The organism is Stappia sp. ES.058 (assembly GCF_900105595.1).
Lineage (GTDB): Bacteria > Pseudomonadota > Alphaproteobacteria > Rhizobiales > Stappiaceae > Stappia.
This window is the reverse complement of sequence record NZ_LT629784.1, coordinates 2,089,105-2,114,188: the sequence shown is the minus strand read 5'-3', so window position 1 is coordinate 2,114,188 and position 25,084 is coordinate 2,089,105. Positions and strand designations below refer to the sequence as shown.

General features: G+C 62.6%; 24 protein-coding genes and 3 tRNA genes. 17 read left to right on the top strand and 10 right to left on the bottom strand.

The window, feature by feature from the left end; all coding sequences use genetic code 11:
* Position 1 precedes the first annotated feature (1 nt).
* The 3 genes from BLU32_RS09760 to BLU32_RS09750 form a co-directional block, all read right to left on the bottom strand.
* The gene (locus BLU32_RS09760; protein ID WP_093806547.1) at positions 2-1,288 is read right to left on the bottom strand and encodes a TRAP transporter large permease; all 1,287 of its coding nucleotides are present in this window, start codon (positions 1,286-1,288) and stop codon (positions 2-4) included.
* Entirely contained in the window at positions 1,285-1,785 is a 501-nt protein-coding gene (locus BLU32_RS09755) for a TRAP transporter small permease (RefSeq protein ID WP_093810833.1), read from the bottom strand. Before BLU32_RS09755 ends, BLU32_RS09760 begins: the two co-directional genes overlap by 4 nt.
* Before the next feature lie 92 nt (positions 1,786-1,877).
* Complete coding sequence (locus tag BLU32_RS09750) at positions 1,878-2,903, bottom strand: TRAP transporter substrate-binding protein (protein WP_093806545.1); 1,026 nt, start codon at positions 2,901-2,903, stop codon at positions 1,878-1,880.
* A gap of 198 nt (positions 2,904-3,101) precedes the next feature.
* Here BLU32_RS09750 and BLU32_RS09745 point away from each other — a divergent pair, with 198 nt between their 5' ends.
* Positions 3,102-3,998, top strand: coding sequence for a helix-turn-helix domain-containing protein (locus BLU32_RS09745; RefSeq protein WP_093806543.1), 897 nt, complete (start codon positions 3,102-3,104; stop codon positions 3,996-3,998).
* Positions 3,999-4,088: 90 nt separating this feature from the next.
* Here BLU32_RS09745 and BLU32_RS09740 read toward each other — a convergent pair.
* A tRNA-Glu gene (locus BLU32_RS09740) sits at positions 4,089-4,164 on the bottom strand.
* Positions 4,165-4,340: 176 nt separating this feature from the next.
* Positions 4,341-4,781, bottom strand: coding sequence for a VOC family protein (locus tag BLU32_RS09735; RefSeq protein WP_093810831.1), 441 nt, complete (start codon positions 4,779-4,781; stop codon positions 4,341-4,343).
* Positions 4,782-5,172: 391 nt separating this feature from the next.
* Here BLU32_RS09735 and BLU32_RS09730 point away from each other — a divergent pair, with 391 nt between their 5' ends.
* The 5 genes from BLU32_RS09730 to BLU32_RS09710 all read left to right on the top strand — a co-directional run bounded on the left by BLU32_RS09730 (position 5,173) and on the right by BLU32_RS09710 (position 8,162).
* Entirely contained in the window at positions 5,173-5,730 is a 558-nt protein-coding gene (locus BLU32_RS09730) for a cold-shock protein (protein ID WP_093806541.1), read from the top strand.
* On the top strand, positions 5,730-6,260 hold the full coding sequence (locus BLU32_RS09725) for a DUF192 domain-containing protein (protein ID WP_093806539.1): 531 nt from the start codon (positions 5,730-5,732) through the stop codon (positions 6,258-6,260). Before BLU32_RS09730 ends, BLU32_RS09725 begins: the two co-directional genes overlap by 1 nt.
* A 263-nt stretch (positions 6,261-6,523) precedes the next feature.
* Positions 6,524-6,727, top strand: coding sequence for a hypothetical protein (locus BLU32_RS09720; protein WP_093806537.1), 204 nt, complete (start codon positions 6,524-6,526; stop codon positions 6,725-6,727).
* Positions 6,711-7,913: a diguanylate cyclase gene (locus BLU32_RS09715; RefSeq protein WP_093806535.1), complete on the top strand. Its 1,203-nt coding sequence runs from the start codon at positions 6,711-6,713 to the stop codon at positions 7,911-7,913. The genes BLU32_RS09720 and BLU32_RS09715 overlap by 17 nt, the downstream gene beginning before the upstream one ends.
* Before the next feature lie 172 nt (positions 7,914-8,085).
* Positions 8,086-8,162, top strand: a tRNA-Pro gene (locus BLU32_RS09710).
* A gap of 27 nt (positions 8,163-8,189) precedes the next feature.
* Here BLU32_RS09710 and BLU32_RS09705 read toward each other — a convergent pair.
* Both BLU32_RS09705 and BLU32_RS09700 read right to left on the bottom strand, forming a co-directional pair.
* Positions 8,190-9,212 (bottom strand): HEXXH motif-containing putative peptide modification protein, encoded by a 1,023-nt coding sequence (locus BLU32_RS09705; RefSeq protein WP_157727606.1) that lies wholly within the window; start codon positions 9,210-9,212, stop codon positions 8,190-8,192.
* A gap of 176 nt (positions 9,213-9,388) precedes the next feature.
* On the bottom strand, positions 9,389-9,712 hold the full coding sequence (locus tag BLU32_RS09700) for a hypothetical protein (RefSeq protein ID WP_093806531.1): 324 nt from the start codon (positions 9,710-9,712) through the stop codon (positions 9,389-9,391).
* Between the two features lie 128 nt (positions 9,713-9,840).
* Between BLU32_RS09700 and BLU32_RS09695 the strand changes: the two genes are divergently transcribed.
* From BLU32_RS09695 to BLU32_RS09685, 3 genes are all read left to right on the top strand, one after another.
* Entirely contained in the window at positions 9,841-10,797 is a 957-nt protein-coding gene (locus BLU32_RS09695; protein WP_093806529.1) for a hypothetical protein, read from the top strand.
* 141 nt (positions 10,798-10,938) lie between these two features.
* Positions 10,939-11,244 carry an ETC complex I subunit gene (locus tag BLU32_RS09690; protein ID WP_093806527.1) on the top strand — a complete coding sequence of 102 codons (306 nt, stop codon included), beginning with the start codon at positions 10,939-10,941 and terminating at the stop codon, positions 11,242-11,244.
* A gap of 84 nt (positions 11,245-11,328) precedes the next feature.
* Positions 11,329-11,404: transfer RNA gene (locus tag BLU32_RS09685), tRNA-Arg, on the top strand.
* Between the two features lie 115 nt (positions 11,405-11,519).
* On the opposite strand, the gene BLU32_RS09680 is transcribed toward BLU32_RS09685, so the two are convergent.
* Entirely contained in the window at positions 11,520-13,604 is a 2,085-nt protein-coding gene (locus tag BLU32_RS09680; RefSeq protein WP_172838554.1) for a bifunctional diguanylate cyclase/phosphodiesterase, read from the bottom strand.
* A gap of 499 nt (positions 13,605-14,103) precedes the next feature.
* Positions 14,104-14,925, bottom strand: a complete 822-nt coding sequence (locus BLU32_RS09675) for a phosphodiesterase (RefSeq protein ID WP_093806523.1) — start codon at positions 14,923-14,925, stop codon at positions 14,104-14,106.
* 194 nt (positions 14,926-15,119) lie between these two features.
* Between BLU32_RS09675 and BLU32_RS09670 the strand changes: the two genes are divergently transcribed.
* From BLU32_RS09670 to BLU32_RS09655, 4 genes are read left to right on the top strand one after another with little or no spacing between them, the layout of a single operon-like run.
* Complete coding sequence (locus BLU32_RS09670) at positions 15,120-16,853, top strand: glycosyltransferase family 39 protein (RefSeq protein WP_093806521.1); 1,734 nt, start codon at positions 15,120-15,122, stop codon at positions 16,851-16,853.
* Positions 16,846-17,781: a phosphatase PAP2 family protein gene (locus BLU32_RS09665; protein ID WP_208977009.1), complete on the top strand. Its 936-nt coding sequence runs from the start codon at positions 16,846-16,848 to the stop codon at positions 17,779-17,781. The genes BLU32_RS09670 and BLU32_RS09665 overlap by 8 nt, the downstream gene beginning before the upstream one ends.
* Positions 17,778-18,551, top strand: a complete 774-nt coding sequence (locus BLU32_RS09660) for a glycosyltransferase family 2 protein (RefSeq protein ID WP_093806519.1) — start codon at positions 17,778-17,780, stop codon at positions 18,549-18,551. The genes BLU32_RS09665 and BLU32_RS09660 overlap by 4 nt, the downstream gene beginning before the upstream one ends.
* Before the next feature lie 6 nt (positions 18,552-18,557).
* Positions 18,558-18,875, top strand: coding sequence for a lipid-A-disaccharide synthase N-terminal domain-containing protein (locus tag BLU32_RS09655; protein WP_093806517.1), 318 nt, complete (start codon positions 18,558-18,560; stop codon positions 18,873-18,875).
* Between the two features lie 87 nt (positions 18,876-18,962).
* Here the strand turns inward: BLU32_RS09655 and metC are convergent, their stop codons facing one another.
* On the bottom strand, positions 18,963-20,144 hold the full coding sequence (gene metC / locus BLU32_RS09650) for a cystathionine beta-lyase (protein ID WP_208977008.1): 1,182 nt from the start codon (positions 20,142-20,144) through the stop codon (positions 18,963-18,965).
* Between the two features lie 285 nt (positions 20,145-20,429).
* On the opposite strand from metC, the gene BLU32_RS09645 reads away from it, so the two are divergent.
* From BLU32_RS09645 to BLU32_RS09630, 4 genes are all read left to right on the top strand, one after another.
* Positions 20,430-21,446: an amino acid ABC transporter substrate-binding protein gene (locus tag BLU32_RS09645; protein WP_093806515.1), complete on the top strand. Its 1,017-nt coding sequence runs from the start codon at positions 20,430-20,432 to the stop codon at positions 21,444-21,446.
* Positions 21,447-21,597: 151 nt separating this feature from the next.
* Entirely contained in the window at positions 21,598-22,800 is a 1,203-nt protein-coding gene (locus BLU32_RS09640) for an amino acid ABC transporter permease (protein WP_093806513.1), read from the top strand.
* A gap of 5 nt (positions 22,801-22,805) precedes the next feature.
* Complete coding sequence (locus BLU32_RS09635; protein WP_093806511.1) at positions 22,806-24,107, top strand: amino acid ABC transporter permease; 1,302 nt, start codon at positions 22,806-22,808, stop codon at positions 24,105-24,107.
* 70 nt (positions 24,108-24,177) lie between these two features.
* Entirely contained in the window at positions 24,178-24,966 is a 789-nt protein-coding gene (locus BLU32_RS09630; RefSeq protein ID WP_093806509.1) for an amino acid ABC transporter ATP-binding protein, read from the top strand.
* The last annotated feature ends 118 nt before the right edge of the window (positions 24,967-25,084 follow it).

Below are 25,084 nucleotides of genomic sequence, written 5' to 3'. Positions count from 1 at the left end.
CTCATCCGAACACGAGCCGGGGCAGGAACGTGGAAATGTCCGGCACATAGGTGATGATCGCCAGAACGATCAGATTGGCGATGATGAAGGGCCACAGTCCCGAAATGATGGTCACGACCGGCTTCGACAAAGTCGAGGAGGCCACGAAGATATCGAGGCCGAACGGGGGCGTGATCATGCCGATGGAGATGTTCAGCGTGACCACCATGCCGAAGTGGACGGGGTCGATGCCAAGCGCCATGGCCACCGGGAAGAGGGGCGGGACCAGGATCAGCAGCGCCGAGTTCGGATCGATGAACATCCCGGCGATCAGGAAGCAGACGTTGACGATCAGGAGGAACATCACCGGTCCGGCGTTGATCGCCTCCAGGAAGTCTGTGATGGCCGTGGGCACCTGCGCCAAGGTGATGAAATAGGACAGCAGGCTGCCCATCGCCAGCAGGATGAAGATGATCGCGGTCGAGATCGCGGCCCGTTCCGTCACATCGAACAGCTTGCGCCATGTCAGTTCGCGAAAGACCAGTCCCTCGACGAGGATGGCGTAGATGACGCTGACGGCGGCGGCTTCGGTGGGCGTGAAATAGCCGCTGTAGATGCCGCCCAGGATGATGAACGGCATGCCGAGCGCCCAGCCGGACTGTCGGATCGCGACGAGGCGCTCGCGCCAGCTGGTGCGCGGGGCGCGCTCGACGCCGCTGCGACGGGCCTCGATGGCCGCCATCACGGAAAAGGCGATGCCCAGTACAAGACCGACAGCAAGGCCGCCGACGAACAGCTTGGCGACAGACGTGCCGGTCATCCAGCCATAGATGATGAAAGTGATGGAGGGGGGAATCAGCAAGGCCGTTTCCGCGCTCGAGACGATGAGGCCGAGCGAGAACCGGTCGCTGAAGCCGGCCTTGCGCAACTCCGGATAGACCATGCGCGCCATGGCGGCGACGGTCGCCGGCGCGGAGCCGGACACAGACCCGAAGGCCATGGAGCCGCCGATGGTGGTGTAGCCCATGCCGCCGCGCAGATGGCCGATCAGCGTCTTGACCAGCCCGGTCAGCCGGCTTGCGATCTGGCCCGCGCCCATCAGCTCCGCCGCCAGGATGAAGAAGGGGATCGCCAGCAGGGTGGTGTGGTTGATGCCGCCGAGGATTTTCTGGGCGAGGACGGGGTCGGGAAGGCTGCCGTAGAAGAATTCCTTGATCATCAATGCCGGGACGCCCAGCACCAGAAACATCTCGAACCCGAGAACGAGCAACAGGACCGCGACGAAGATGACGAGTGCGATAAGGATCATAGTTCCTCCGACGCCTGTCCGGCGAAACGATCGATGCGGTCGAAAAAGCTGAGAGCGTAGCGCAGCGCCATGAGGGCGAAGCCGGTGGTCGGCGCGAGATACATCCAGAAGACGGGGACGTTCAGGGTCGGGCTTTTCTGTCCCATCCCGTAGACGAAGGCGGTCATCTGGTAGCTGAGATAGACGAGATAGACGCAGAAGACGAAGCCGACCGCGTCGATCACCTTGCGCAAGGGCAGGCCGGTGGCCCGGGCGATACGGTCGCGCCAGGTGTGGACGCCGGCATGGCGCCCTTTTTCCAGCGCGAGACCAACCGTGAAAAAGACCAGGAAGAGGCTCATCAGCCGAACCGCTTCTTCCACCCAGGCGAAGTCTGACGCGAAGGTGCCTCCGACCTGCCGTGCAAGCACGTTGGAGAAGTAAAGCACAACCATCGACAGAAAGATGGAGACAGCAGCGACACGCTCTGCCGTTCTTATGGCGGTCAAGATCTTCAAGGGACTGTCCTTGCAAAAGGGACCTGACGCCGGGCCCGACAAAGGCCCGGCAATAGAAAACCCGATGCCGTTTGACGGCACCGGGTCGGAATTCATTCGGCCGTGGCGGCCTCATATTCCTTTTCGTAGACGGCGATCAGCTCGTCGCCGGCGTCACCTGCGCGCTCCAGATAGGCAGCGCGGCCGGCCGGATACATCACTTTGCGGAACGCAGCCTTCTCCTCGTCGCTCATTTCGCGAACCTGGATGTCGGACTTCTTGATTTCCTCAAGCGCCGCGTCGACGGCCGCACTCTTGTGCGCGATCAACTCCGGGATGACTTCCTGGAACGCGGCGACGATCGTGTCCTTGTGCTCCTGCGGCAGGCTTGCCCACCAGGCGGGATTGAACAGGATGACGTCTTCCATGGCGCCGTGGTTGGACAGCACGAGATGATCCTGCACTTCGTGGAACTTCATGCGCTGGATGGTGTCGAGCGGGTTTTCCTCGCCGTCGACGACACCGGTCTGAAGTGCCGTGTAGAGCTCGCCGAACGGCAGTGCGATGGCCGAGGCGCCGAGCGAATTGAACTGCTCGATGAGAATGTTGGAATCCATCACGCGGAACTTCTGGCCCGCGAAGTCATCGATGCTGGCAAGCGGCTTCGACGACGTGAAGTTCTTCCGGCCGTTCGGCCACAGGCCGATACAGGTCACGCCGCGCTCGTCGAAGGAGCTGCAAAGCGCTTCGCCGAAATCGCCGCCGCGGATCTTTTGCGCCGCTTCGTCGCTGTTGGGCAGCAGGAAGGGGATGTCGAGAATGGATACCACCGGATTGAAGCCACCCAGGAACGCTGCCGGCGCAACGGTGCCTTCGAGCGAGCCGAGCTGAACGCCTTCGGTCATTTCGCGCTGCGAGCCAAGTTGGCCCTGCGGAAAGATCTGGAACTCGACAGCTCCGTCGGTGCGCTCCGCGACAAGCTCGGCCACCTTCTCAAGGTGGACATGGCGCGATTGCTGGGCAGATTCGAGGTGGCCGATCTTCGCGGTAAACTCGGCCGCGAAAGCATTTGACGCACCGGATACGGTGGCCGCGACAAGCAGACATGAGGCAGATAAGTTGCGAATGGACGTTTTCATTGTTGCCCTCTTTGGAGTTTTACATCCGGAAAGACGAGAGCGTACGAGCGGAAAATTTTACTGTCAACGAGAAATCTCAAAAATGAGACGACGGCTCTTTTAATCTAATAATTTGTACGTTATTTCAATTCGAGTGTCGGTTGCGTTGACAAGCCCGCCTCGTCGAGACGATAAATTTTTGAGTGGAAGGAAAGATGCGTGCCGGCCGAGGAAACAATCAGCTTCTCCGATATTGGCGCGAGATTGAGAGCCCATCGTCTGGGCAAGGGCCTGTCGCCGGAAACGCTTGCCGAAAAGCTTGGCATGTCCCGCGCCGCTCTCTACCGGGCGGAAAAGGGGGAAATTCGCAAGATCGAGACACTGACCAGCATTGCCTCGGAGCTGGGCGTCTCGCTCGCGAGCCTGATGGGGGTCGGGGTCGAGTATGTCAGCAGCGCGGTGGCGTTTTTCGAGCGCATGCGACAGCTGGAACGCAACTGCGAGCAGATCATCGGGCTGTTCAGCCCGGTGTCCTACCTGCTGACCTCGGATGCCTATGACGACATGCTGCGCGAGGTGCTGCTGGAATCGGTTCCGGAAAGCAGCATGACGGCGGATGCCGCCGCCGATCTGGTGGCCTCCCTGCTCGAGATCCTGCGGGCCCGCAAGAAATCCTTTCACCAGCGCCGTCCCCTGATCGTCAGCCTGATCGCCTCAGCGGATCTGGAGCGGTTTCTTTTGCACGGGTTGATCGGCCGCCACGATCTGCCCTCCGATGTGGTTCGGGCCCGGCGTGTGCAGGCCCGCCGGGAGGCGGAATCCATTCTGGAAATGCTGCGGGAGGAGCCGATCGGCATCCAGATCGGCATCGTGCGCGAACCGGTGCCGGCAACGAGCTTCCAGATTTTCCGTCAGGACGGGCGCTCGCTGGTGGCGATCAGTCCGTTTCGTCTCGGCGAGCAGCCCAACATCCGTCTTGGTGTTGCCCTGATCACCGCGGCGCAGGAAGCCATGGCGCTGCATGAGGAGATCGCCAGGGGGCTCTGGCACGATGCGCTGAAGGGCAAGGAAGCGGCCGAATACCTGGAAGCGATGATCGCGAAATACGCGGTGTAGCGGTATCGATCGGCATGCCGGGGCGTGGGGCGGTCGGATCTTCGGAACATCGGCGTCCAAAAAAGGATGACGCCGTCAAGATAAACAAAGTGGTACGCCCAACGGGACTCGAACCCGTGTTTCCGCCGTGAAAGGGCGGCGTCCTAGACCGCTAGACGATGGGCGCCCGGTCCGTCGATGTGGGCGGGTTATAGGCAGAAATTTTTTGTCAGGCAAGGGGGTAGATGCACTGTAATCCACAGCCGTCTTCGCAGCCGCGAAAAACCGCGCGTGGCGGCGGTGCGGTGCCGCCGCCATGCACGTCGCGGCCGGAGCCCGAGGCCCGGCCGTGAGGCGGCGGCCTTACCAGCTGCCGGTGTTGCCCATCGACGCCCAGGGCTCCTTCGGCGCCTGCGCCTCGCCCTTTTGCAGCAGTTCGATGGAGACATTGTCGGGCGAGCGAACGAAGGCCATGCGTCCGTCGCGCGGCGGACGGTTGATGGTCACGCCGGCGGCCTGGAGCTTTTCGCAGGTCGCGTAGATGTCGTCGACCTCATAGGCGAGATGGCCGAAGTTGCGCCCGCCGTCATACTCTTCCGGATCCCAGTTGTAGGTCAGCTCCAATGCGGGCGCGGACCCCTTCTTGAAGGCCTCGACGTCGGCGGGCGCCGCCAGGAAGATCAGCGTGAAGCGGCCCGCTTCGCTTTCGTGGCGGCGTACTTCCTCAAGGCCGAAGGTCTTGCAATAGAAGTCCAGGGATTCGTCGATGTCGCGGATGCGGACCATTGTATGCAGATAGCGCATGATCACCTCTTTTGTGATGGCGTTTCCGGGTTTGGCGATGCCGTCGGGACCAGGCCGTGTGCGCGGGCCGGTCCGTTGGCGGTGTTGTCGAAACACTATGGAGTTGCACGCCCAGATCAATGGCGGATCGCTCCGGCGGGGTTGTTTTCACGCACTCGCCCGCCTTTCGCACAGACAGACCCAAAGTCCGGGCTTTGCGAATCGATAAAAAGCGTTTCACACTCGACACGCTGGACCACTGGCACTTTTTCGGAATTATATGTGGTCCTGTCCTTGCAGGATGTTATCCTCACCATGCGGAATCATTGGTGTTGCGGTTCCTGCGAAGGCGTATCCAGCTTACGGCGTATCAGGGGCGTGGACTATGAAGGACTTGGGATCGAAACACGCCATGGCGGTGCCGGACGGGACCGGGGAAGACCCAGGAACCGACCTGCATGTTCTCGCCGGAGCAATAAAGTGGTTCGACGTGGCCAAGGGATACGGCTTCATCGTTCCCGACAATGGCGCGGCGGATGTTTTGTTGCATGTGACGTGCCTGCGGCGGGACGGCTACCGGACGGCCTACGAGGGCGCCCGCATCGTCTGCGAGGTCACACCCGGCTCACGCGGTCTTCAGGCCTTTCGAATCCTGTCGATGGATGAGAGCACTGCGGTTCATCCCTCGCAACTGCCGCCGTCGCGCACCCATGTCCAGGTCGTTCCCGAAGGCGGATACGAGCGGGCAACCGTCAAGTGGTTCAATCGTGTGAAGGGCTTCGGCTTTCTGACCCAGGGCGAGGGGACGGAGGACATCTTCGTTCACATGGAAACCCTGCGCCGCTTCGGGATCACCGAGTTGCGACCCGGTCAGACGGTCATGGTGCGGTTCGGCCAGGGGCCCAAGGGGCGCATGGCCGCAGAGATCCGTCCGGACGGTGAGGGCGTGCATATTCCGTCGTCGCACTGATGTCGTCGCCCGCCGACCCGCGTCGCGCGCCGGCGACACCTCCGTTTGCCGCACTCATCGCGATGCTTTTCTGTGTTTTGGCGTTTCATGGTGGCGTGCGCGCGGATGGCATGCAGGTCGGGGCGTCGCTGGAGCTTCGCCGCGAGCCGTTGTTCGTGATTTCGGCCTCAGGCCGTCACAGGTTCGAGGTGGAGATCGCCGAGACGCCGCAGGCGCGGGCCCGTGGACTGATGTATCGCGAAACACTGGCCGACGACGCTGGCATGCTGTTCGACTTTCGCCAGGAGCGTGAAGTCGCCTTCTGGATGAAGAACACTCTCATCCCGCTCGACATGATCTTCATCGAGGCATCGGGCCGGGTGGCCCATATAGCACGCGAGACCACCCCGCTCTCCGAAGCCCTTGTTCCCTCTCGGGCTGTCGTGCGCTTTGTCCTCGAGGTGCCGGGCGGGACAGCGGCACGGCTTGGAATCGTGCCCGGGGACGTCGTGCAGAGCGACCAGATCGCCGCCACGCCCGCTTCCGACTGACCTTGCGGGAGTTCCGGCATGGCAAAGTGATAAAGCCTTTCATGATGCTTTGCGTTTCTGTTGACGACTGCAACGACAAGATTATATTCATGTAGGCGGTGTAATTTCGCGCCCGGCGCGCATGTTTAATTTGCAATTCAACTGAAGTTCTGGGGCGATGATTTCTGAGCTTGGTTCGAGAGAGTCGGCTGAATGTCTGAAGTGACTTTGGACAGTGATCCTGATTTCAATATCGAGCTGGATGACGTAATTTTTTTCAGGGAATGATCGGCACGCTCGCCGGCACTCTTGAAGAGGTTGTCGGGATCGAGGACGCGTCGTCCTTTGTGGGTGTGGTTGGCGGCAAGATCGGCGACGACCTGGCATCCCAGTATGTCGGGGGAATGCGTGGCCAACCTCCAGGTCCCGAGATGATCGGGGCCATCCTGACCGACATGAAGGCCCGTATCGGTGGGGGGCCGGGTTGAATCCATTGACGGGGACGAGATCGTTCTGGTCAACAGCCGGTGTCCCTTTGCCGAACAGGTCAAGGGGCGACCGTCCTTGTGCATGATGACCACCAATGTCTTCGGCCGCATTGTTGCGACAGCCAATGGCTACGCTCATGTCGAGATTGTGGAAGCTATCGCGACCGACCATCCCGGTGTCGGGTGCGTGTCCACCTGTCGCCTCGGGAACACGCGAATGGTTACGAGTTCTACCCCTGACGCGCAGCTTCTGCTGCGCGGGTTGGCGATTGCGATCGAAAACATGCCGAAGGCCACCTTCGTCGTTGATGAAGACGGCCAGCTCTGGCTTTCAAATCGCGCGGCGCAGCGTCGATACGGTGTGGTTGAGCGCGGGGAGTTCCTGACGCTTTTCGCCGAGGGGCCCGGTCGCTCGCGCGCGCGGATGTCGCGCGCATTCAAGTCTTCGACCCCGGTGTTCATCGGCCTTGAAGGGACCGACGGCGAGAGGATGACGTTTTCCGGTGGGCGACTTTCGGAGATCGTCGGGCTGAAGCGGCCTTTGGTGATCCTGCAACTGGATCAATCGAAGTCTTTGATCGGAAAGTTCCTTACGGCGTCAGAGGACGCAAAGCGCAGCACCCGCAGACTGGAGGACAGTCTGGCGCAGCAGCAGGACCTCCGCCATGAGGCGGCGCGGCTCAAGCGGTTGAACGAGACGGACCCGATGACCGGTTTGCTCAATCCGGTTGCCTTTCGCCATCAGGCGGAACGCCTGCTTGCGGATGTGTCTGCACGGATACCGGAAGCGGCCTTCATCTACATCGATCTCGACAACTTCAAGTGGGTCAACGACACCTTCGGCCATCAGGCCGGCGATACGCTTATCCAGTCTGCGGCGCGCGTGTTGCACAGAACCATCCGGCACGGCGATATCGCCGCACGCCTCGGCGGGGATGAGTTCATGGTTGGCTTGCGCAATGCGAACGCGGAGGCGGCGACCATGATCGCGCAACGGATCGCCGCGCGTATTTCAAGGCCGTTGTCCTGGTCCGCTCCGGGCCAAAAGGCGGTGAGCACAATCAAGCCAGTGACCTCTTTCGGCATCGCCTGCGCGACGCAGGCCCACCAAACGCTTGAGGCGCTGCCGCACGAGGCCGAGGAAGCGATGTATCTGTCGAAGCGGCACAAGCGTCAGGCCGTGTAGGGCTGCGCCCTGTTCGTGATCCTCCCGCGCCCGGGTGTCTGCGCCCGCCGTCCTGTTGAAGGGGATTCCGCTGGATGACGACGCAGTGCATCCGATGGTTCGCGACTTTGAGGCGCGGTCTTCATTTCCGCCTTGACGGATCGGTCCGAACACCGATACACGGCAGACCGGACGGGGTATAGCGCAGCCTGGTAGCGCATCTGCTTTGGGAGCAGAGGGTCGCAAGTTCGAATCTTGCTGCCCCGACCATTCTCTACGACCTTCTTTTCATTGTTATCATGGCCTGATCGGCGCAGCGGCCTGTGCCGGTTCCAGCGCCTGCATGTAGGCATGGGTTTCTTCCATGATCTGTCGTCCCGTGGGCGTGTAGTCCGCATGGGCCGCCAGCACCTCGTATCCGTCCGAGAAACCGATGCGGCTTTGCCCGGCAAGCTCGCGAGCTTCCGCCCTGTCATCGGCGGAAAGGTTCGGAGCGTCTATCAGCTCGCGCATGGCGAAATGCATGCGCGCCAGAACGAAAGTGGCGTGATAGATGCCGTCAAGCGGTCGCGGGTCGATGCGCAATGGCGATGCATAGCGTTTCTCCGCCCCGTTGAGGACATAGAACTCCACCGGCGACATGGCGAAAAGCGTGCCGTGCGCGGCTTCATGCACCAGCGTTTCGGCAAGCGCGATCTTGCCGCGGCCGCGGTTCATGTTGATCAGCACCGTTCCCCAGCGTTTCAGGCTACTGGCGCCGTCGAACTCCAGTCCGTTGTGAATGGACCCATGTGCCGGAACGATCTCCGAAACGAGGGTTTCCATTTCGCCGTAGGTTTTGGGCGCGTGTTCGCGCAGGAGCGCAAGGCTCTCGTGCAATTTGCCGAGCGCCGCGTCGCAATCGCCTCCAACCAGATGCGAAAGCTGTCGGTCATGGAGCGATTCGGAGACGAATTGCCGGCGCAACGCCGCCTCGCCTTCCAGGCTGAAGGCGTCGCGGTTCAGCGGACGCAGTTGCAGCGCCGGGGGTGCCGTCGCCAGGTCGTACGTCAGCAGATCGTCAATCGCGTGCTGCAATCCTGCGAGATCCTGTGCGGCGACAGCATCGATTGCATCGAAATAGGTGCCGAAGAGGGCGGGCGGAATGCGTTCCGACTGATCGAGCCGGGCGAGCAGCATGTCTGCGCGCGAGCGGTCGACGTCGACATGTCCATGGCACCGCTCGAAAAGATGCGACAGGCTTTCCCGAAACCTCCCGTGCAGCGCGCAAAGGTGGCGAATGGCGGCGTTTTTTCCAGGCAGGAAGAGGGAAGCGGACATCGGTTGATCCTGAAACGGAAAAGCGTGACCGCGACCCCGACCAGGCGGGAGGGGCGCGGTTTCATGATCGTTGATCAAGCGTGGCGAGATTTGCCGCGCGGGGCAGAAAAAAGGCGCCGGATTGTCATCCGCCGCCTCCTGATGTCGACTGGCCGCCTGTGCGGGCAACCCTGAGATCAGTCCTCAGTCGTCTCAACGGTGGGCTTGGATGAGCCAACCATCTGCGGGTTGGCGACACGCGCGCCGAGGGTCTTGCTGACGTCGAGTGTGACCGCGCCGGAGATCGCTATGCCACCGGGTTTGCTTATACCGACCATGCTGGCGCCACTCAGGCGGGTGCCGAGCACCTTGGCAGCGTCAAGCGAAAGGGTTCCGTCGCTCTCGCCGGCGCCGGAAATTGTCGGCTTCACCGGTCCGAACTTCGGAGCCCCGACCATTTGTTTCCCGGCCAAGCGGTTGCCAAGCGTCTTGCATGTGTCAAGCGAAACGAGAAAGGACATGATACCTACCTTGTAAATATTGCTACAAATCCGTAGCACAGCCGATGTTGGCATTCAAACCATCCTTGCGGTTTTCGCTTGTTGCAACCGGGGGCGTCGCATTCGCCTGGAGGCTATCGTATCGCGTCATGATTCATTTCATCACCACGGCGGAACACGCCTATACGCTCAAGGGCATTCGCAAGTCGCCGTACCGCAATTTCGAGATGGCTGGGCGCACATACGACTGGCTGTTTCGCCAGAGCAGGATAGAGACCAGCGCCTGCGTGTTCACGGACCTCGACCGGCTGCGCTATTTCGAGCTCGCCGAGGCGGCAAAGGTCTGCCGCAGGCTGCGCGACGCCGGGGTCCGGGTGTTCAACGATCCGGCTCTTGTGCTGTTGCGCTACGATCTGCTGTGCACGCTTCATCGCCTGGGCATCAACGACTACCGGGTCTATCCGGCGGCCCAGCGTCCGTGTCCGGAGCGGTTCCCCGTCTTTCTGAAATGCGAGGAGGGGCACAGTCAGCACTTTTTCGAATTGCTGGAGGATCAGTCCGCGCTGGAGACCTATCTCGACAAGGTTCAAAGCGAGGGCGTCCCGCTGACGCGCGTGCTGGTGACCGAGTTCGCCAACACACCCGTGCGCGACGGGGTCTACCGGCGTCATACGATCTACCGCGTCGGTGACGTGATGCTGCCGGGAAACACGGTGATGGAAGGCAGCCCTTTCGTGAAATACGGGCAGCGCGGTCTCGCCACGGATGCGGAGTTCGAGGGAATCGTTGCCGAAATGGCGGCCAATCCGCATGCGGAGCTGCTGCGGCCCGCGTTCGAGGAAGCCGGCATCGACTACGGTCGGGCCGATTTCGGGTTTCGCGACGGCCGGCTTGCCGTTTACGAGATCAACACCAACCCGTCGATCGGGTTGAAGGTGGGGTCGCGCCACGAGGGGTTCAATGCTGCCGTGGATAATGGCATGCGGGCCTTCATCGAGCGTCTGGAGGCGGTCTGCGGTCCCTCGATTGTCGCGCGTATCGCGTCATCGCCATGGCATGCCTTCCGGTTGCGCCCGGTTTTCGGATTGCGGCTGGGCCAGCCATGAGGGGCGGGAACATCGGGTTGCGGCTGATGGCTGCGTCTTGTGCGCAGCTCGGCATTGACTTCATGTCCTCTGGACGGAATAAACAGGAAGAGCCTTGTCCCGCCGGGGACAGGCAAAGCTCATGGTGAGGGAACACGCCCGATGGTCGCACGCATTTTCTCGCCGGCAAAGACGGCAACGCAATCCGGACGCGGCAACGCCCACGACTGGATCCTGGAGTTCGTGCCTGAAACCGCACGCTCGATCGAGCCGCTGATGGGGTACACGTCGTCGTCGGACATGAAGCAGCAGGTGCGCCTGCGGTTCGAGACCCAGGACGAGGCGGTGGCCTATGCCAGACGCAACGGCATCGCCTACCGGGTCGAAGCTCAGCAGACCCGTCGTGTCCCGAAAATCGCCTATTCGGACAATTTCCGGTACGACCGGGTCCTGCCCTGGACGCATTGAGCAGGCTGCGCGGTCGGGCGCGCTTGCGGTTTGGTCACGGACCGGCTGCGCCCCGGATCGTTTCTCAATGACGACTGCCCAAACGGCCCCGTAGCTCAGTGGATAGAGCACCGGCCTTCTAAGCCGATGGTCGCAGGTTCGAATCCTGCCGGGGTCGCCAATTTTTCAATGGGTTGCAGCAATTCCTTCGCAGGTGCTTCCAGGCGTTTTACAGCGCATTTTACACCTGTGGTCGCCGCTTGGATGCTCTCCGGGAACCGTCTGGGCGCATGCGTTCAGGGTGCGTCGCGCAAGTACCTCTCGATCGCGGCGAAATCCGTCGTCGGGCGGCCAAACAGATAGCCCTGCGCGAAATCGCAGCCGCTTTCCTGCAAAAACCGCCGTTGCTGCTGGGTTTCGATCCCTTCCGCAACCACATCAAGCCCGAGCGACTGCGCCAAATTGATGATCGCGCGCACGATGATCGCGTCGTCGGCGCTTTCCGTGCACTCTTTGATGAAGGACTGGTCGATCTTGAGGCGGTGCACCTGCAAGCGTCTGAGATGAATGAGGGACGCATAGCCCGTGCCGAAATCGTCGAGCGCGATGCGCGCACCCATGCCGTGCAGATCTTGGAGCGTGCGGGCAATCCGGTCCGCCCAGCGCCCGAAGATCACGGTTTCCGTCACCTCGATCTCCAGATCTCCGGGAGCGAGTCCGTGATACGACAACGCGTCGCCGACGGTCTGTGGAAATGACGGGTCCCGCAATTGCCGCGCCGACACGTTGATCGAGACGATCCCCGGGTTCAGTCCGCGCTCGCGCAGCGCGGCAATGCGCGACAACGCCTTGTGGAACACAAGATCGCCCAACGCGGTCGCCAACCCGGTTTCTTCCGCAAGCGGAATGAACTCGCACGGCGAGACCGGCGTTTCATGATGGGTCCATCGCGCGAGTGCCTCGAAGCCCCGGTGGGCGGCACTTGCTGTTTCGACGATGGGCTGAAAGGCGACCCGTGGCGTTCCGTTTGCGATCGCGGTTCTGAGGGCTTCCGCCAGTGTCTGACGCCGGGCGCGAAGTGCGCTGTGGGCGGGTGAGAAGAAGACATGGGTGTTCCGTCCAGCGGCCTTGGCCTCGAACAGGGCGATGCCGGCGTGTTTCAGCACTTCACTTGCCGTGCGTCCGTCGCGCGGAAACAAGGCCGCGCCGATCGACAGGCCGATGGCAATCTGGCGTCCTTTGAGGAGGACATCGTCGCCAAGCCGGAGCGAAATGCGTTCGATGACGGCGGTGACCGATGGTTCGTCCGGCATGTGGTCCAGAAGCACCGCGAATTCGTCGCCGCCCGGACGTGCCACGAGGTCTCCGTCGTTCAGGCAGCCCTTGAGCCGTTCGGCGATCGTGACGAGAACGCCGTCGCCGACGTCGTGGCCAAGCGTGTCATTGATATCCTTGAAATGGTCGAGGCCGATGAGAATGAGCGCGCCAGTTCCATACGTCTCGTGATGGCGCGCCAGCATGTCCTGCAGCCGAATGCGCAGAACGGCGCGATTGGCGAGACCGGTAAGGTCGTCCTGTTCCGCAAGGCGGCGGATCTCGTCATCCTTTTCCCGCTGCTCGCTGACATCGAACACGGCACTGTGCCAGACGGTTTTGCCGTCGGGCAGGCGTCTCGGCTGTCCGCGGCCCTCGAGCCATTTCAGTTTTCCCGAACGCGTCCGAATGCGCCATACGTGATGCCATGGCTCCAGGGTTCGGGCCGAGACCATGACGGACTGCTGCATTGCCGGACGGTCTTCGTCGAGGACCAGCTGCCAGACCGACGAGGCGTCGATGATGGTTTCCTCGGGCGTGAGTTCCCAAAGACCCCGGCAGCCCGGGCTCATGTCCGTGATTTCCTCGGCGCCGTCCGGGTGAATGCAATATCTGAAAATCGCCCCTGGAACGCTTTCCGCCAGTGCCCTGAAGCGGATTTCGCTCGCCTGAAGGTCGTGGAAAGCCTGTATCTGCTCCGTCACGTCGGTGATCGTGATGCTCCAGGTCTCGGACACGGAGATGTCCCGGCGCGGTATTCCGCGGCCCACGACCCATTTGCGGCCACCTTCGGGTTCAAGAATACGGAAGGTGCCGGCCCATTCGCGGTCCTGCTTTCCGGCCTGCCGCAAGGTCTCGAACATCAGCGTCTTGTCTTCGGGGGCAACGCGCGCCCAGAGGCGGTCCAGATCCTTGTCAATCTGCGCTTGTGAGAGGCCCCAGATCGCTTCGCAGCTCTCGCTGATGAAATCGATGGAGAACGTCCCGCCTGCACTGCAGCGGGACACCCGCATCACCACAAAGGACGGAATGTCACCCAGAAGAAAGCCGGGGTTTGCGCCAATCACGATTTTATCCGGTCGATCATCGATGTGTGCGGGAACATCCGGCGGGAGCGAGCCGGATGACGGTGCATCGGAGGAGGTCAATTTGCGCGTATTCGAGGACGTACCTTGCTCAAGCATTGCTTGCGATTCTGTTTCTTTCTTGTCATTTTGCGCCATGCATGCTCGATTTCTTGCCGTATTTGACGCTGAATTGTTATTATAGAGAAGATGATGCAAATTAAACAGTAATTTTTGCAGTCCAACATCTTATGTTGTAGCGTTTACTTCTTCTGTGGGTCAGTGTTTTTTACAATAGTTCTCGTGCATCTTTCACCGAATCACTTTCGATAAATGACAGTATTTTCGCGGGTTCAACGATTCGTAGGAGTGCATTTTCCACCGCTCTGCTTGCACGGGCACGGCGGTCGACGCGGTGTTTTGGTCTTTGCTGCATCATCGGCAGCGGTTGGTCCGCGACAGGTTAAAGTCTGCCGGGCCGATGCGCTCAGGCACGGAGTGGCTACCAGCTCACGCCCTCGTCGGCGAAAAACGGGAAGGGGCCGGGGAACGCTTCGATATAGGCGAGGTGGCTGACAACGCCGCTGCCGCGCGTGTGGTGGTGCAGGAAAAAACCCGGAGGTTCCATGATGAAGCGGCCCGGTTCCCGGTCGGCGATATCCAAGTGCACTTGATGGCCGGTGCTGGGTGCCAGTGTCATCACCGTTCCGCCGACGGAGGCGATGATGGTGCGGTGGATGTGACCGCACATGATCCGCTCGACATGGCTGTTGCGCGACAGAAGCGCCGCCAGCGCGTCGGAATCCTTCAGTCCGATCCGGTCCATATGGGCGATGCCGGTCGCCGCCGGCGGGTGGTGTATGGCGATCAGCGTCGGCCGGTCGCTTTCTGCGAGCGTATGCTCCAGCCAGGCAAGCTGGGCGCTGCCGAGTTCGCCATGCGGCTTTCCCGGGACCGAACTGTCGAGCGCGACGAGCCGCACGTCGCCGATGTCGACCGCGTAGTGGACCTTGCTGTCGCTGCCCTGATCGATCGGGCCGACGCCGGTCAACAGGTCGCGCATCATCGCGGGCGAATCGTGATTGCCCGGGATGACAAAGACCGGGGCCTTGATGCGGGACAGAATCCGCTGGACGCCGGCATATTCCCGCTCGTCTGGCGCGTCCGCGAGATCGCCGGTGACCACGACCGCGTCGGGCTGGGGGGCGAGCGCGTTCAGCGCCGCGACGGCTCGCTCCGCCAGCATGTTGGTTTCGCTGACGCGGTAGCAGGCAAGGCCTCTCGGGCGGATGTGCAGGTCGGTGATCTGCGCGATCAGGGTCATTGCGGAAATCTCCACTTCGGTTTGGCAAACGGGACGGACAGCGTGTCGAAAGCTAGCGGCGAGCGCGTGTGAAGGCGAGAGAGTTGTGCGCGAACGGTTTCCCTTTTGCGCGCTCTCATGTAGGAAGCGCGCGGGGGCCGGATCGCGCGTGGGCGCGGTTGCCATTACCAGTCGGTCGCATAGGCTTTACGACAATGAGCGAAACATCCGCCGGGCGGGCAACGGAAGGCTTCGGGACTGCCGGCGTGCGCTGGTTGCGCGTCATCGGCCGGAGGGGCCTCGCCCCGCTTGTTCTGCTTCTTCTGGGCCTCGTTTTCTTCGCCCCGGGCCTCACCCAGGTGCCGCCGCTCGACCGCGACGAACCGCGCTTCGCCCAGGCTACCAAGCAGATGGTGGAAAGCCGCGATTTCATCGACATCCGGTTCCAGGAGACGGCGCGCCACAAGAAGCCGGTTGGCATCTACTGGCTCCAGTCCGCGGTCGTGGAGGCAAGCGGGCTTGGCAAGGATGCGCCGATCTGGGTGTATCGGCTGCCCTCGCAACTGGGGGCGATCCTCGCGGTCCTGCTGACCTACTGGTGCGTGCGCGCCTTTGCGGCACCGCCGGTGGCGTTCGTTGCCGGAGCGCTGGTCGCGGCCTCGCTGATCGTCGGGGTGGAGGCACGTCTGGCCAAGACCGACGCCATGCTGATGGCCACCATCCTGGCCGCGCAGGGAGCGCTTGCGCGGATCTGGCTGGAACGCGCCGCCTTGCGGGGGCGCCCTTGGCTGGCGGCGCTGTTTTGGGTCGCGCTCGCCGCGTCGGTGCTGATCAAGGGGCCGGTCGGGCCGATGGTGGTCGGTCTCACCGTGGTGCTTCTGTCGATCGCGACGCGCGAGACCGGCTGGATGAAGCTCCTCTATCCGCTGCGTGGCATTGCCGCTTTCCTGCTTCTGGTCTTGCCGTGGTTCGTGGCGATCCACATCCACACCGACGGGGCGTTCTTTGCGGAGGCCATCGGCAAGGACCTGCTCGGCAAGGTCGCAACGGGGCAGGAAAGCCACGGGGCGCCGCCGCTGACCCATCTTGTCGCGGCGCTGGGCACCTTTTGGCCTTTGTCCGCCTTCATGGTGCTGGCGCTGCCCGGTCTGATGGCTGCGCGTCGCGCGCCGGCGGTGATCTTCGCGCTGTGTTGGGTCTTGCCGACCTGGGCTGTCTTCGAGTTCACCGCGACCAAGCTGCCGCATTACACGCTGCCGTTGCTTCCCGGCATTGCGCTTCTCGCCGCCGTGCTTCTGTCACGCCGGGAGGGCCCGCCGTCGAAGGGATGGTGCTTTGCCGCCGCCGGGCTGCTGTTCGTTCCCGTCGCCGGTGTGGCGGCGGCCAATTTCATCGCCGGCCCTGTCGTGGGTGTCTGGCCGTCGCCGCCGGGCGCCGTGATCGCCGCGCTGGCGCTTGTTCCCGGCCTTGCCGCGATGCGGCATATGGCCCGCGGCGCTGCGGTGGCTGCCCTGCCGTCGACGCTTCTCGCCGGCTTCCTGCTGATCGTGGCGACCTGGGGCTTCACGTTGCCGGGCCTGTCGCCGATCTGGATCAGTTCCCGGCTTGCGGATGCGGTGGCGCAGGAAGCGGGCTGTGCGTCGCCACGCGTTGCCAACGTCGGCTTCAACGAACCGAGCTACATCTTCCTGCAGGGCACCGATACGCTGCCGACCTCGGCGGAGGGTGCGGCGCGCTTTCTTGTCGAACCCGGGGCAGGAGAGGGGGCGGACGCCGGGTGTCGTGTCGTCGTCATCGACATGCGTCATGAGGCGGCCTTCCTGAAGGCCATGGCGGAACTTGGCGATGTGCGTGACCCAAGCGCGGTGCGTGTCACCGGTTTGAACATCAACGGCGGCGACGAGATGGATATGGGTCTTTACCGTGCACAGGAGACGGAGCGTGAGTGAGGAGAGCGAAACGAGCCGCGCGCCGGCGCATGCGGGTGACGGCCGGATACGGCGCGCCATGATCCGCGCACGCTCCAATGCCGTCGCGATCCGGACACTAATTGCGGGGCGCGAACACCGGGTGGCGGCGCAGCGAGCCCCCCTGCCGCCGGGTCATCGGCCGCAGGACATTCTCGCCGTGCTGTTGCTGACCGTCGGGATCGCGGTGATCGTGCTCGACATTCCCACCTATCCTTGGCTTCGCTCCCTGCCGCAGCAATACAAGAACGCCTTCATCGCGATCACCGATCTCGGCAAGGGACACTGGATCCTGTGGACCACCGGTATCTATTGCCTGGCGACGCTTGCGCTCGATTGGGACCGGCTGACCTGGCGTGTGCGCATGGCGTTGTCGGCGCTGTGGACCTTCGGCGCCTACATCTTCGTCGTGGTCGCCTCCAGCGGCGTCATCGTTTTGTTCCTGAAGTGGGTGTTGGGCCGTGCCCGGCCGAAGCTCTACGAAGAGGTCGGGCCGGTTCATTTCGACTTCCTCGCGCTGAAGGGCGCATATACGAGCTTTCCGTCGGGTCATTCCACGACGATTGCGGCGTTGGCGACGACGCTTGCGCTGATCTTTCCGACCTATCGCTGGCTGATCGTCGTGTGCGGCTTCTGGATCGCCTTCAGTCGCATCATGGTCGGCGCTCATTACCCGAGCGATGTGATCGCCGGAACGCTGCTGGGCCTGAGTGTCGGTGTCGTGGCGGCGCGCTGGATGGCGCACCGTCGCATCGGCTTCCGTTTCAACCGGCTCGGCGCGATCACTCCGATCATGGGGCGTGTCAGCTTTCGCGCCAGCGCGCGCGCGCTTTGGCGCTCGGCGACCGGCGCACGGTCCTTTGCCCGGCCTGCGGCCGGCGCGGCGGACCTGTCGGGGGATGTGAAATGACGACGACGCCCGGGCAGTCCGCCGCGCCGGACGTTTCCGTGATCGTGCCGGCGAAGGACGAACGCGAGAACCTGGTGGGGCTGATCGACGAGATCGCCGCCGGCCTTTCCGGCCGGAGTTTCGAGATCGTGGTCGTTGACGACGGGTCCAGCGACGGCAGCGCCGAGATGCTGGCGGAACGCGCCCGCGTGCTTCCGTTCCTGCGCGCCCTGCGCCACGCCTCGGCCTGCGGCCAGAGCGCGTCGGTTCGCTCGGGGCTCCATGCCGCGCGCGGCGCGGTCGTGGTGACCATCGACGGTGACGGCGAGAATGACCCGGCTTACATTCCAGCACTTCTTGCCGCGCTTGAGGCCGCCGGACCTTCTGTGGCGCTGGCGGCCGGTCAGCGAACCGGGCGCAAGGCGAGTGCCGCCAAGCGGCTTGCCTCGCGGTTCGCCAATCGGCTGCGCGGCTGGATGCTGAAAGACCAGACGCGCGATTCGGGCTGCGGATTGAAGGCGTTGCGGCGTGATGTCTTCCTGCGCCTGCCGTATTTCGACAGCTGGCACCGGTTTCTTCCAGCGCTTGTGCTGCGGGAGGGCTATGGCGTGACTCACGTCGATATCGTCGACCGCCAGCGCCGTCACGGCACCTCGAAATACGGGATCTTCGACCGGGCGCTCGTCGGGGTCCTCGATCTCTTCGGCGTGTGGTGGCTGCGCCGCCGGCGCAAGCGCATCCCGCAGGTTTCAGCCATCGCCGGCATTCCGGCGGACAAGGCGAAGGAGTAAGTTGCGGTGCTAGCCGATCTGACTGCCTGGCTCTACAGCGTGTTCATCGAGCGGTTCGACGGCTGGGTGGCGCTCGGATTCGTCGCCCAGGCGATGTTCATGATGCGTTTCGTGGTGCAATGGGTCGCGTCCGAACGGGTCGGGCGCTCCATCGTGCCGGTGGCCTTCTGGTTCTTTTCCATCGCCGGCGGCAGTCTTTTGTTCGTCTATGCGATCCAGGTGGGAGACCCGGTGTTCATCGCCGGCCAGGGCCTCGGCCTGATCATCTACCTGCGCAATCTCTGGCTCATTTTCCGCGAAAAGCGCCGCGATCCCAGCATCTGACGTGGCGGTTCGGGCGGTGCAAAAGCAACCGCCCGCGCCGTGACGGAGACCGTCAGGGCCGCGGACGGCGGTCAATTCGGGTGCGGTTCAGCCCTTGAGCGCGGCGAAACCGGCTTCGAGATCGGCGCGAATATCCGCGACATCCTCCAGCCCGACATGCAGGCGGATGCCGGGCCCGCCGTCGGGCATCGGCGTCGCGGTGCGCATGCCCTTCAGACGTACGGGAATGGCGAGGCTCTCGAAGCCGCCCCAGGAATAGCCGAGACCGAAAAGCCGCAGGGCATCGAGGAAGGCGCAGCCTTGCGCAAATGTGACGTCGTCGGTGAAGTCGAAGGCGAAGAGACCCGAAGCACCGCAGAAATCGCGGCTCCACAGCGCATGGCCCGGATCCTCGGGCAGGGCGGGATGGCGCACGCGGGCGACCTCGTCACGCGTTTGCAGCCAGCGGGCGATCTCCAGACCGCTTTCCATGTGCTGGCGCAGCCGCACATGCATGGTGCGCAGCCCGCGCAGGCCCAGAAACACGTCGTCCGGCCCGACATGAATGCCGAGCGCACCCGCAGTGGCGTCGAGCGCCTCCCAGGCGCGCTCGCTGGCCGCGACCGTTCCAAGCATCGCATCGGAATGGCCGACGATGTATTTCGTGCCGGCCTGGATCGACAGATCCACGCCATGGGCGATCGGCTGGAAATAGCAGGGCGTGGCCCAGGTGTTGTCCATCACAACCAGGGCGTCGGCGACATGCGCAGCCTCGGCGATTGCCGGGATGTCCTGCATCTCGAAGGTGAGCGACCCGGGGGCTTCCGTCATCACCGCTTTCGTGTTGGGGCGCATCAGCGCCGCGATGCCGGACCCGATGGCGGGATCGTAATACTCGATCTCGATGCCCAGCCGCCTGAGCGTTGTCTCTGCCAGATTCCGGGTGGGACCATAGACGCTGTCGGTGATCAGAAGATGATCGCCCGACGACAAACACGACAGCAATGCCAGTGCGATGGCGTTGAGACCGCAAGAGGCCAGCTTCGCGCCGGCCGCGCCCTCGAGATCCGCGATGGCGTCTTCCAGGGCGTTTGTAGTGGGATTGCCACGGCGGGCATAGTGGTAGGTCTGCTTGCCCGACAGCATGGTCGCGGTGTCCGGAAACAGCACGGTCGAGGCATGTGCGACGGGCGGGTTGACGAACCCGTGAAAGGCGCTCGGCGTGCGGCCGATCTGGGTCAGGCGTGTCGCGAGACCGGCGCTGCCGTTCGACTGGGAGGCGGACATCATCTTCCTTTCGGAATGGCTGTTTGGTTTTTCGGATTGTGAAAATTTTTTCACAATTCACGGGCGGCATGACGCAGCGCCTCTTGACCCTTAGCCATAAATGCCATCGAATGCACCCGTGAGATAACGGTGGCATGTCTGACGGCTTGAAAACAACAATGGTCGCGACATGCCGGGAGGGGAATTCCAGTGACACCAATGCTGCGCATGGTTGCATGCTGTATCCCTTGCACGTGATCTCGGACGAACCCGATATTCAGACAGGGCAAAAGAGAAGGCTGCATATCCATGACGAACAAATTTCTTACGATCGCGCTTGGCGCCGCGCTTGGTTTGAGCGCCACGGCCGCTTCCGCTGCGACGCTTGACGATGTCAAGGCCAACGGCTTCCTGCAGTGCGGCTCCAACACCGGCCTCGCCGGTTTCGCCGCTCCCAACGATGCCGGCGAGTGGACCGGCCTCGACGTTGACACATGCCGCGCAATCGCCGCGGCGATCTTCGACGACGCGGAAGCCGTGAAGTTCACACCGCTGACCGCCAAGGAGCGCTTCACCGCGCTGCAGACCGGCGAAGTCGATGTTCTGGTGCGCAACACAACCTGGACGATGACCCGCGACACCACGCTGGGCCTGAACTTTACCGGCGTGAACTACTACGACGGTCAGGGCTTCATGGTGCGCAAGGGCCTCGACGTGACGTCCGCGCTTGAGCTGTCCGGCGCTTCGGTCTGCGTGCAGACCGGCACGACCACCGAGCTGAACCTCACCGACTACTTCAAGGCCAACGGCATGGACTACCAGCCGGTGGTGTTCGAGAAGCTCGAAGAGGTCAATGCGGCCTATGACGCCAACCGTTGCGACGTCTACACCACGGACGCCTCGGGCCTCTATTCGATCCGTCTTCAGCTGACCAACCCGGCCGACCACGTCGTGCTTCCGGAAATCATCTCCAAGGAGCCGCTCGGCCCGGTCGTTCGCCAGGGCGACGACCAGTGGTTCAACATCGTCAAGTGGACGCTGTTTGCGATGGTCAACGCTGAAGAGCTGGGCGTGACGTCCGAGAACGTCGATGAAATGATGAGCTCCGAAAACCCGAGCATTCGTCGTCTTCTGGGCATTGACGGCCAGTTTGGCGAGTCGATCGGCCTGTCGAACGACTGGGCGGCGCGCATCATCAAGCATGTCGGCAACTACGGCGAGATGTTCAACGCCAACGTCGGCCCGGACACCCCGCTCGGCATCGAGCGCGGCGTGAACGCGCTGTGGTCGAAGGGCGGCCTGCAGTACGCACCGCCGATCCGCTAACCGCGGTTTACGATCCGGACCCGGCGCACCGCGCCGGGTCCATTTGCATCACTTTCCGAAAACCTGAAAAATCAGGTCATAAGCGCCCGAAAACGGGTGAATGTATCGGACTGGCCACTGCGCCGGTTCGGGCGAGGGGATACAGTCTGACATGACACCTGTGAGCTCTGCCACGGGCGAGCATGCAGGCGACGCAGCAGGGACATCCTGGTTCTACAATCCGCGCGTGCGCGGCCTGATATTCCAGGCGCTCGTCGTCGCCGCCCTCATTGGGGTGGTTGCATTCTTTGCCTATAATGCAAAGACCAATCTCGAGCGGGCCGGCATCGCTTCCGGTCTTGGCTTCTTTTCCGAACGGGCCGGCTTCGACATTTCGCAAACGCTTGTCCCGTATACCAATGACAACACCTATTTCCGGGCGTTTCTCGTCGGCCTGGTGAACACGCTGCTGGTATCGTCGATCGGCATTCTCATCGCGACGGTGATCGGCTTCATTGTCGGCGTTGCAAGGCTTTCCAAAAACTTCGTGATCCGTCAGCTTGCGCAGCTCTACGTCGAGATCCTGCGCAATGTGCCGCTGCTGCTGCAGTTGCTGTTCTGGTACAAGGCCGTGCTCTCGGTGCTGCCGTCGCCGCGTCAGTCCCTTGAGCCGATGTCCGGCGTCTTTCTCAACAACCGCGGCCTTATCCTTCCCGATGTCGTCGGACAGCCCGGCAGCGACCTGATCTTCTATGCGTTTCTGGCGGCAATCGCCGGAAGCTACGGCATTATGCGCTGGGCGCGGGCGCGCCAACTCGCCACCGGCAAGCAGTTCCCAAGCCTGCTCGTCGGCCTCGGCCTCATTATCCTGCTGCCGCTTCTGGTCTTCTTCGTGACCGGCATGCCCGTCAATCTCGCCTATGCGGAACTCAAGGGGTTCAACTTCGCCGGCGGCACGGTCGTCAATCCGGAGTTCATGGCGCTGCTTCTCGGCCTGTCGCTCTACACGGCTGCCTTCGTCGCGGAAATCGTGCGCGCGGGCATTCTGGCCGTCTCCCACGGCCAGACCGAGGCCGCGTTCTCGCTCGGCATCCGTCCCCGGCGCACGCTGCAACTCGTCGTGATCCCGCAGGCGATGCGGGTGATCATCCCGCCGCTGACGAGCCAGTATCTGAACCTGACGAAGAACTCGTCGCTGGCGGTGGCCATCGGTTATCCGGATATCGTCGCGGTCTTCGCCGGAACGGTGCTGAACCAGACGGGTCAGGCGGTCGAGGTGATCATCATCACCATGCTTGTCTATCTGACGATCTCGCTGTCCACGTCGGCCTTCATGAATTGGTACAACCGCCGTGTGGCGCTGGTGGAAAGGTAAAGGCGATGGATACAGGTACAGTCGCCTATGTGCGCACCGAAGACGCCCCGCAATATGCGCCGCCTTCGACCAAGACCGGCACCATTGGCTGGATACGCGGCAATCTGTTCGATTCGATCGGGAACTCGATCCTGACGATCGTCGGCATCGCCATTCTCGCGCTGATCGTGCCGCCGGTCATCAACTGGCTGTTCATCGATGCGGTCTACACCGGCAGCAGTCGGGACGCCTGCGTCGTGGAAGGAGCGGGGGCCTGCTGGGCCTTCGTCAACGCGAAGTTCGGTCAGTTCATGTACGGGCGCTATCCGTTCGAGGAGCGCTGGCGCGTCGATCTGACGGGCCTGTTGCTGATCGCCGGCCTGGTTCCGGCGGCAATCCCCCAGGTTCCGTTCAAGCGCGAGACCGTGCTTTATCTGATCGTGGTGTTTCCGATTGTCGGTTTCATCCTGCTCACGGGCGGCAACGTCGACATCTCGGCCGGGTTCTGGCTCACCTATGCCGCGCTTTCGGCGGTGCTGCTGGGAATTGTCGCGGCGGTCTGCATCAACGCAAAGATCCCGTTCGGACGCCCCTTGATCGGCGTCGGCCTTGGCGTTGCATCGGTGGCGCTGGTCTTTGCCATCGCCGCCTTCGACTTTGGGCTGGAGTTCGTCGAGACGCAGTTGTGGGGCGGTTTGCTGGTCACGCTTGTGGTTGCCATCGTCGGCATCGTGGCGTCCTTCCCGATCGGCATCGTTCTCGCCCTTGGTCGTCGCTCGCATCTGCCGGCCGTGCGGCTGATTTCGGTGATCTTCATCGAGTTCTGGCGCGGCGTGCCGCTGATCACCGTCTTGTTCATGTCGTCGGTGATGCTGCCGCTGTTTCTGCCCGACGGCGTCAACTTCGACAAGCTGCTGCGGGCCCTGATCGGCGTCGCGCTGTTTGCCTCCGCCTATATGGCAGAGGTGGTGCGCGGCGGGCTGCAGGCGATTTCGAAAGGGCAATACGAAGCCGCCGACGCGATGGGGCTGTCCTACTCGCAGGGCATGCGCCTGATCATCCTGCCACAGGCGCTGAAGCTCGTGATCCCGGGGATCGTGAACACCTTCATCGGCCTGTTCAAGGACACCAGCCTGGTGCTGATCATCGGCCTGTTCGATCTGCTCGGCATCGTGACGCTGAACTTCTCGGATGCCAACTGGGCATCGCCGAACACGCCGGCCACCGGCTTCATCTTTGCGGCCTTCGTGTTCTGGATCTTCTGCTTCGGCATGTCGCGTTACTCCATGTACATGGAGCGGCGGCTGCACAGGGGGCACGCGCGCTAGCCGCGCGTCTCCCGCCGACCCGGTATCCACGGCACATCGCCTCGCTTATTCAGGTTTGGAGCAACTAGACATGACCGACAATGCAGCCGCAGCCGTTACCCGTCCGACGATGCATATCTCGGACACGGACGTCGCCATCGAGATCGAGAACATGAACAAGTGGTACGGGGATTTCCACGTGCTGCGCGACATCAACCTCAAGGTCATGCGCGGCGAGCGCATCGTCATCTGCGGTCCGTCCGGCTCCGGCAAATCGACGATGATCCGCTGCATCAACCGTCTGGAGGAACACCAGAAGGGAATGATCGCCGTCGACGGCATCGAACTGACCGACGATCTGAAGAAGATCGACGAGATTCGCCGCGAGGTCGGCATGTGCTTCCAGCACTTCAACCTCTTCCCGCATCTCACGATCCTGGAAAACTGCACGCTCGCGCCGATCTGGGTGCGCAAGATGCCCAAGGCCAAGGCCGAGGAAATCGCGATGCATTATCTGGAGCGGGTGAAGATCCCCGAGCAGGCCAGCAAGTATCCCGGCCAGTTGTCCGGTGGCCAGCAGCAGCGCGTCGCCATCGCCCGCTCGCTGTGCATGAGCCCGAAGATCATGCTGTTCGACGAGCCGACCTCGGCGCTCGATCCCGAGATGATCAAGGAAGTGCTGGACGTGATGGTCAGCCTTGCCGAAGAGGGCATGACCATGCTGTGCGTGACCCATGAAATGGGGTTTGCGCGTCAGGTCGCCAACCGGGTGATCTTCATGGATCAGGGCATGATCGTGGAGCAGAACGAACCGGAGCAGTTCTTCACCAACCCGCAACACGAGCGCACCAAGCTGTTCCTCAGCCAGATCCTGCACTGAGGGCATGACGCGCAAGGCTCCGCGTCCCGCTGCGGCGCGCGGGATGCGGTTGCGCGCGAAACACGCTTGCGAAAGACACATGAGACGGGCGGCACCGAAGCACCGGTGCCGCCCGTTT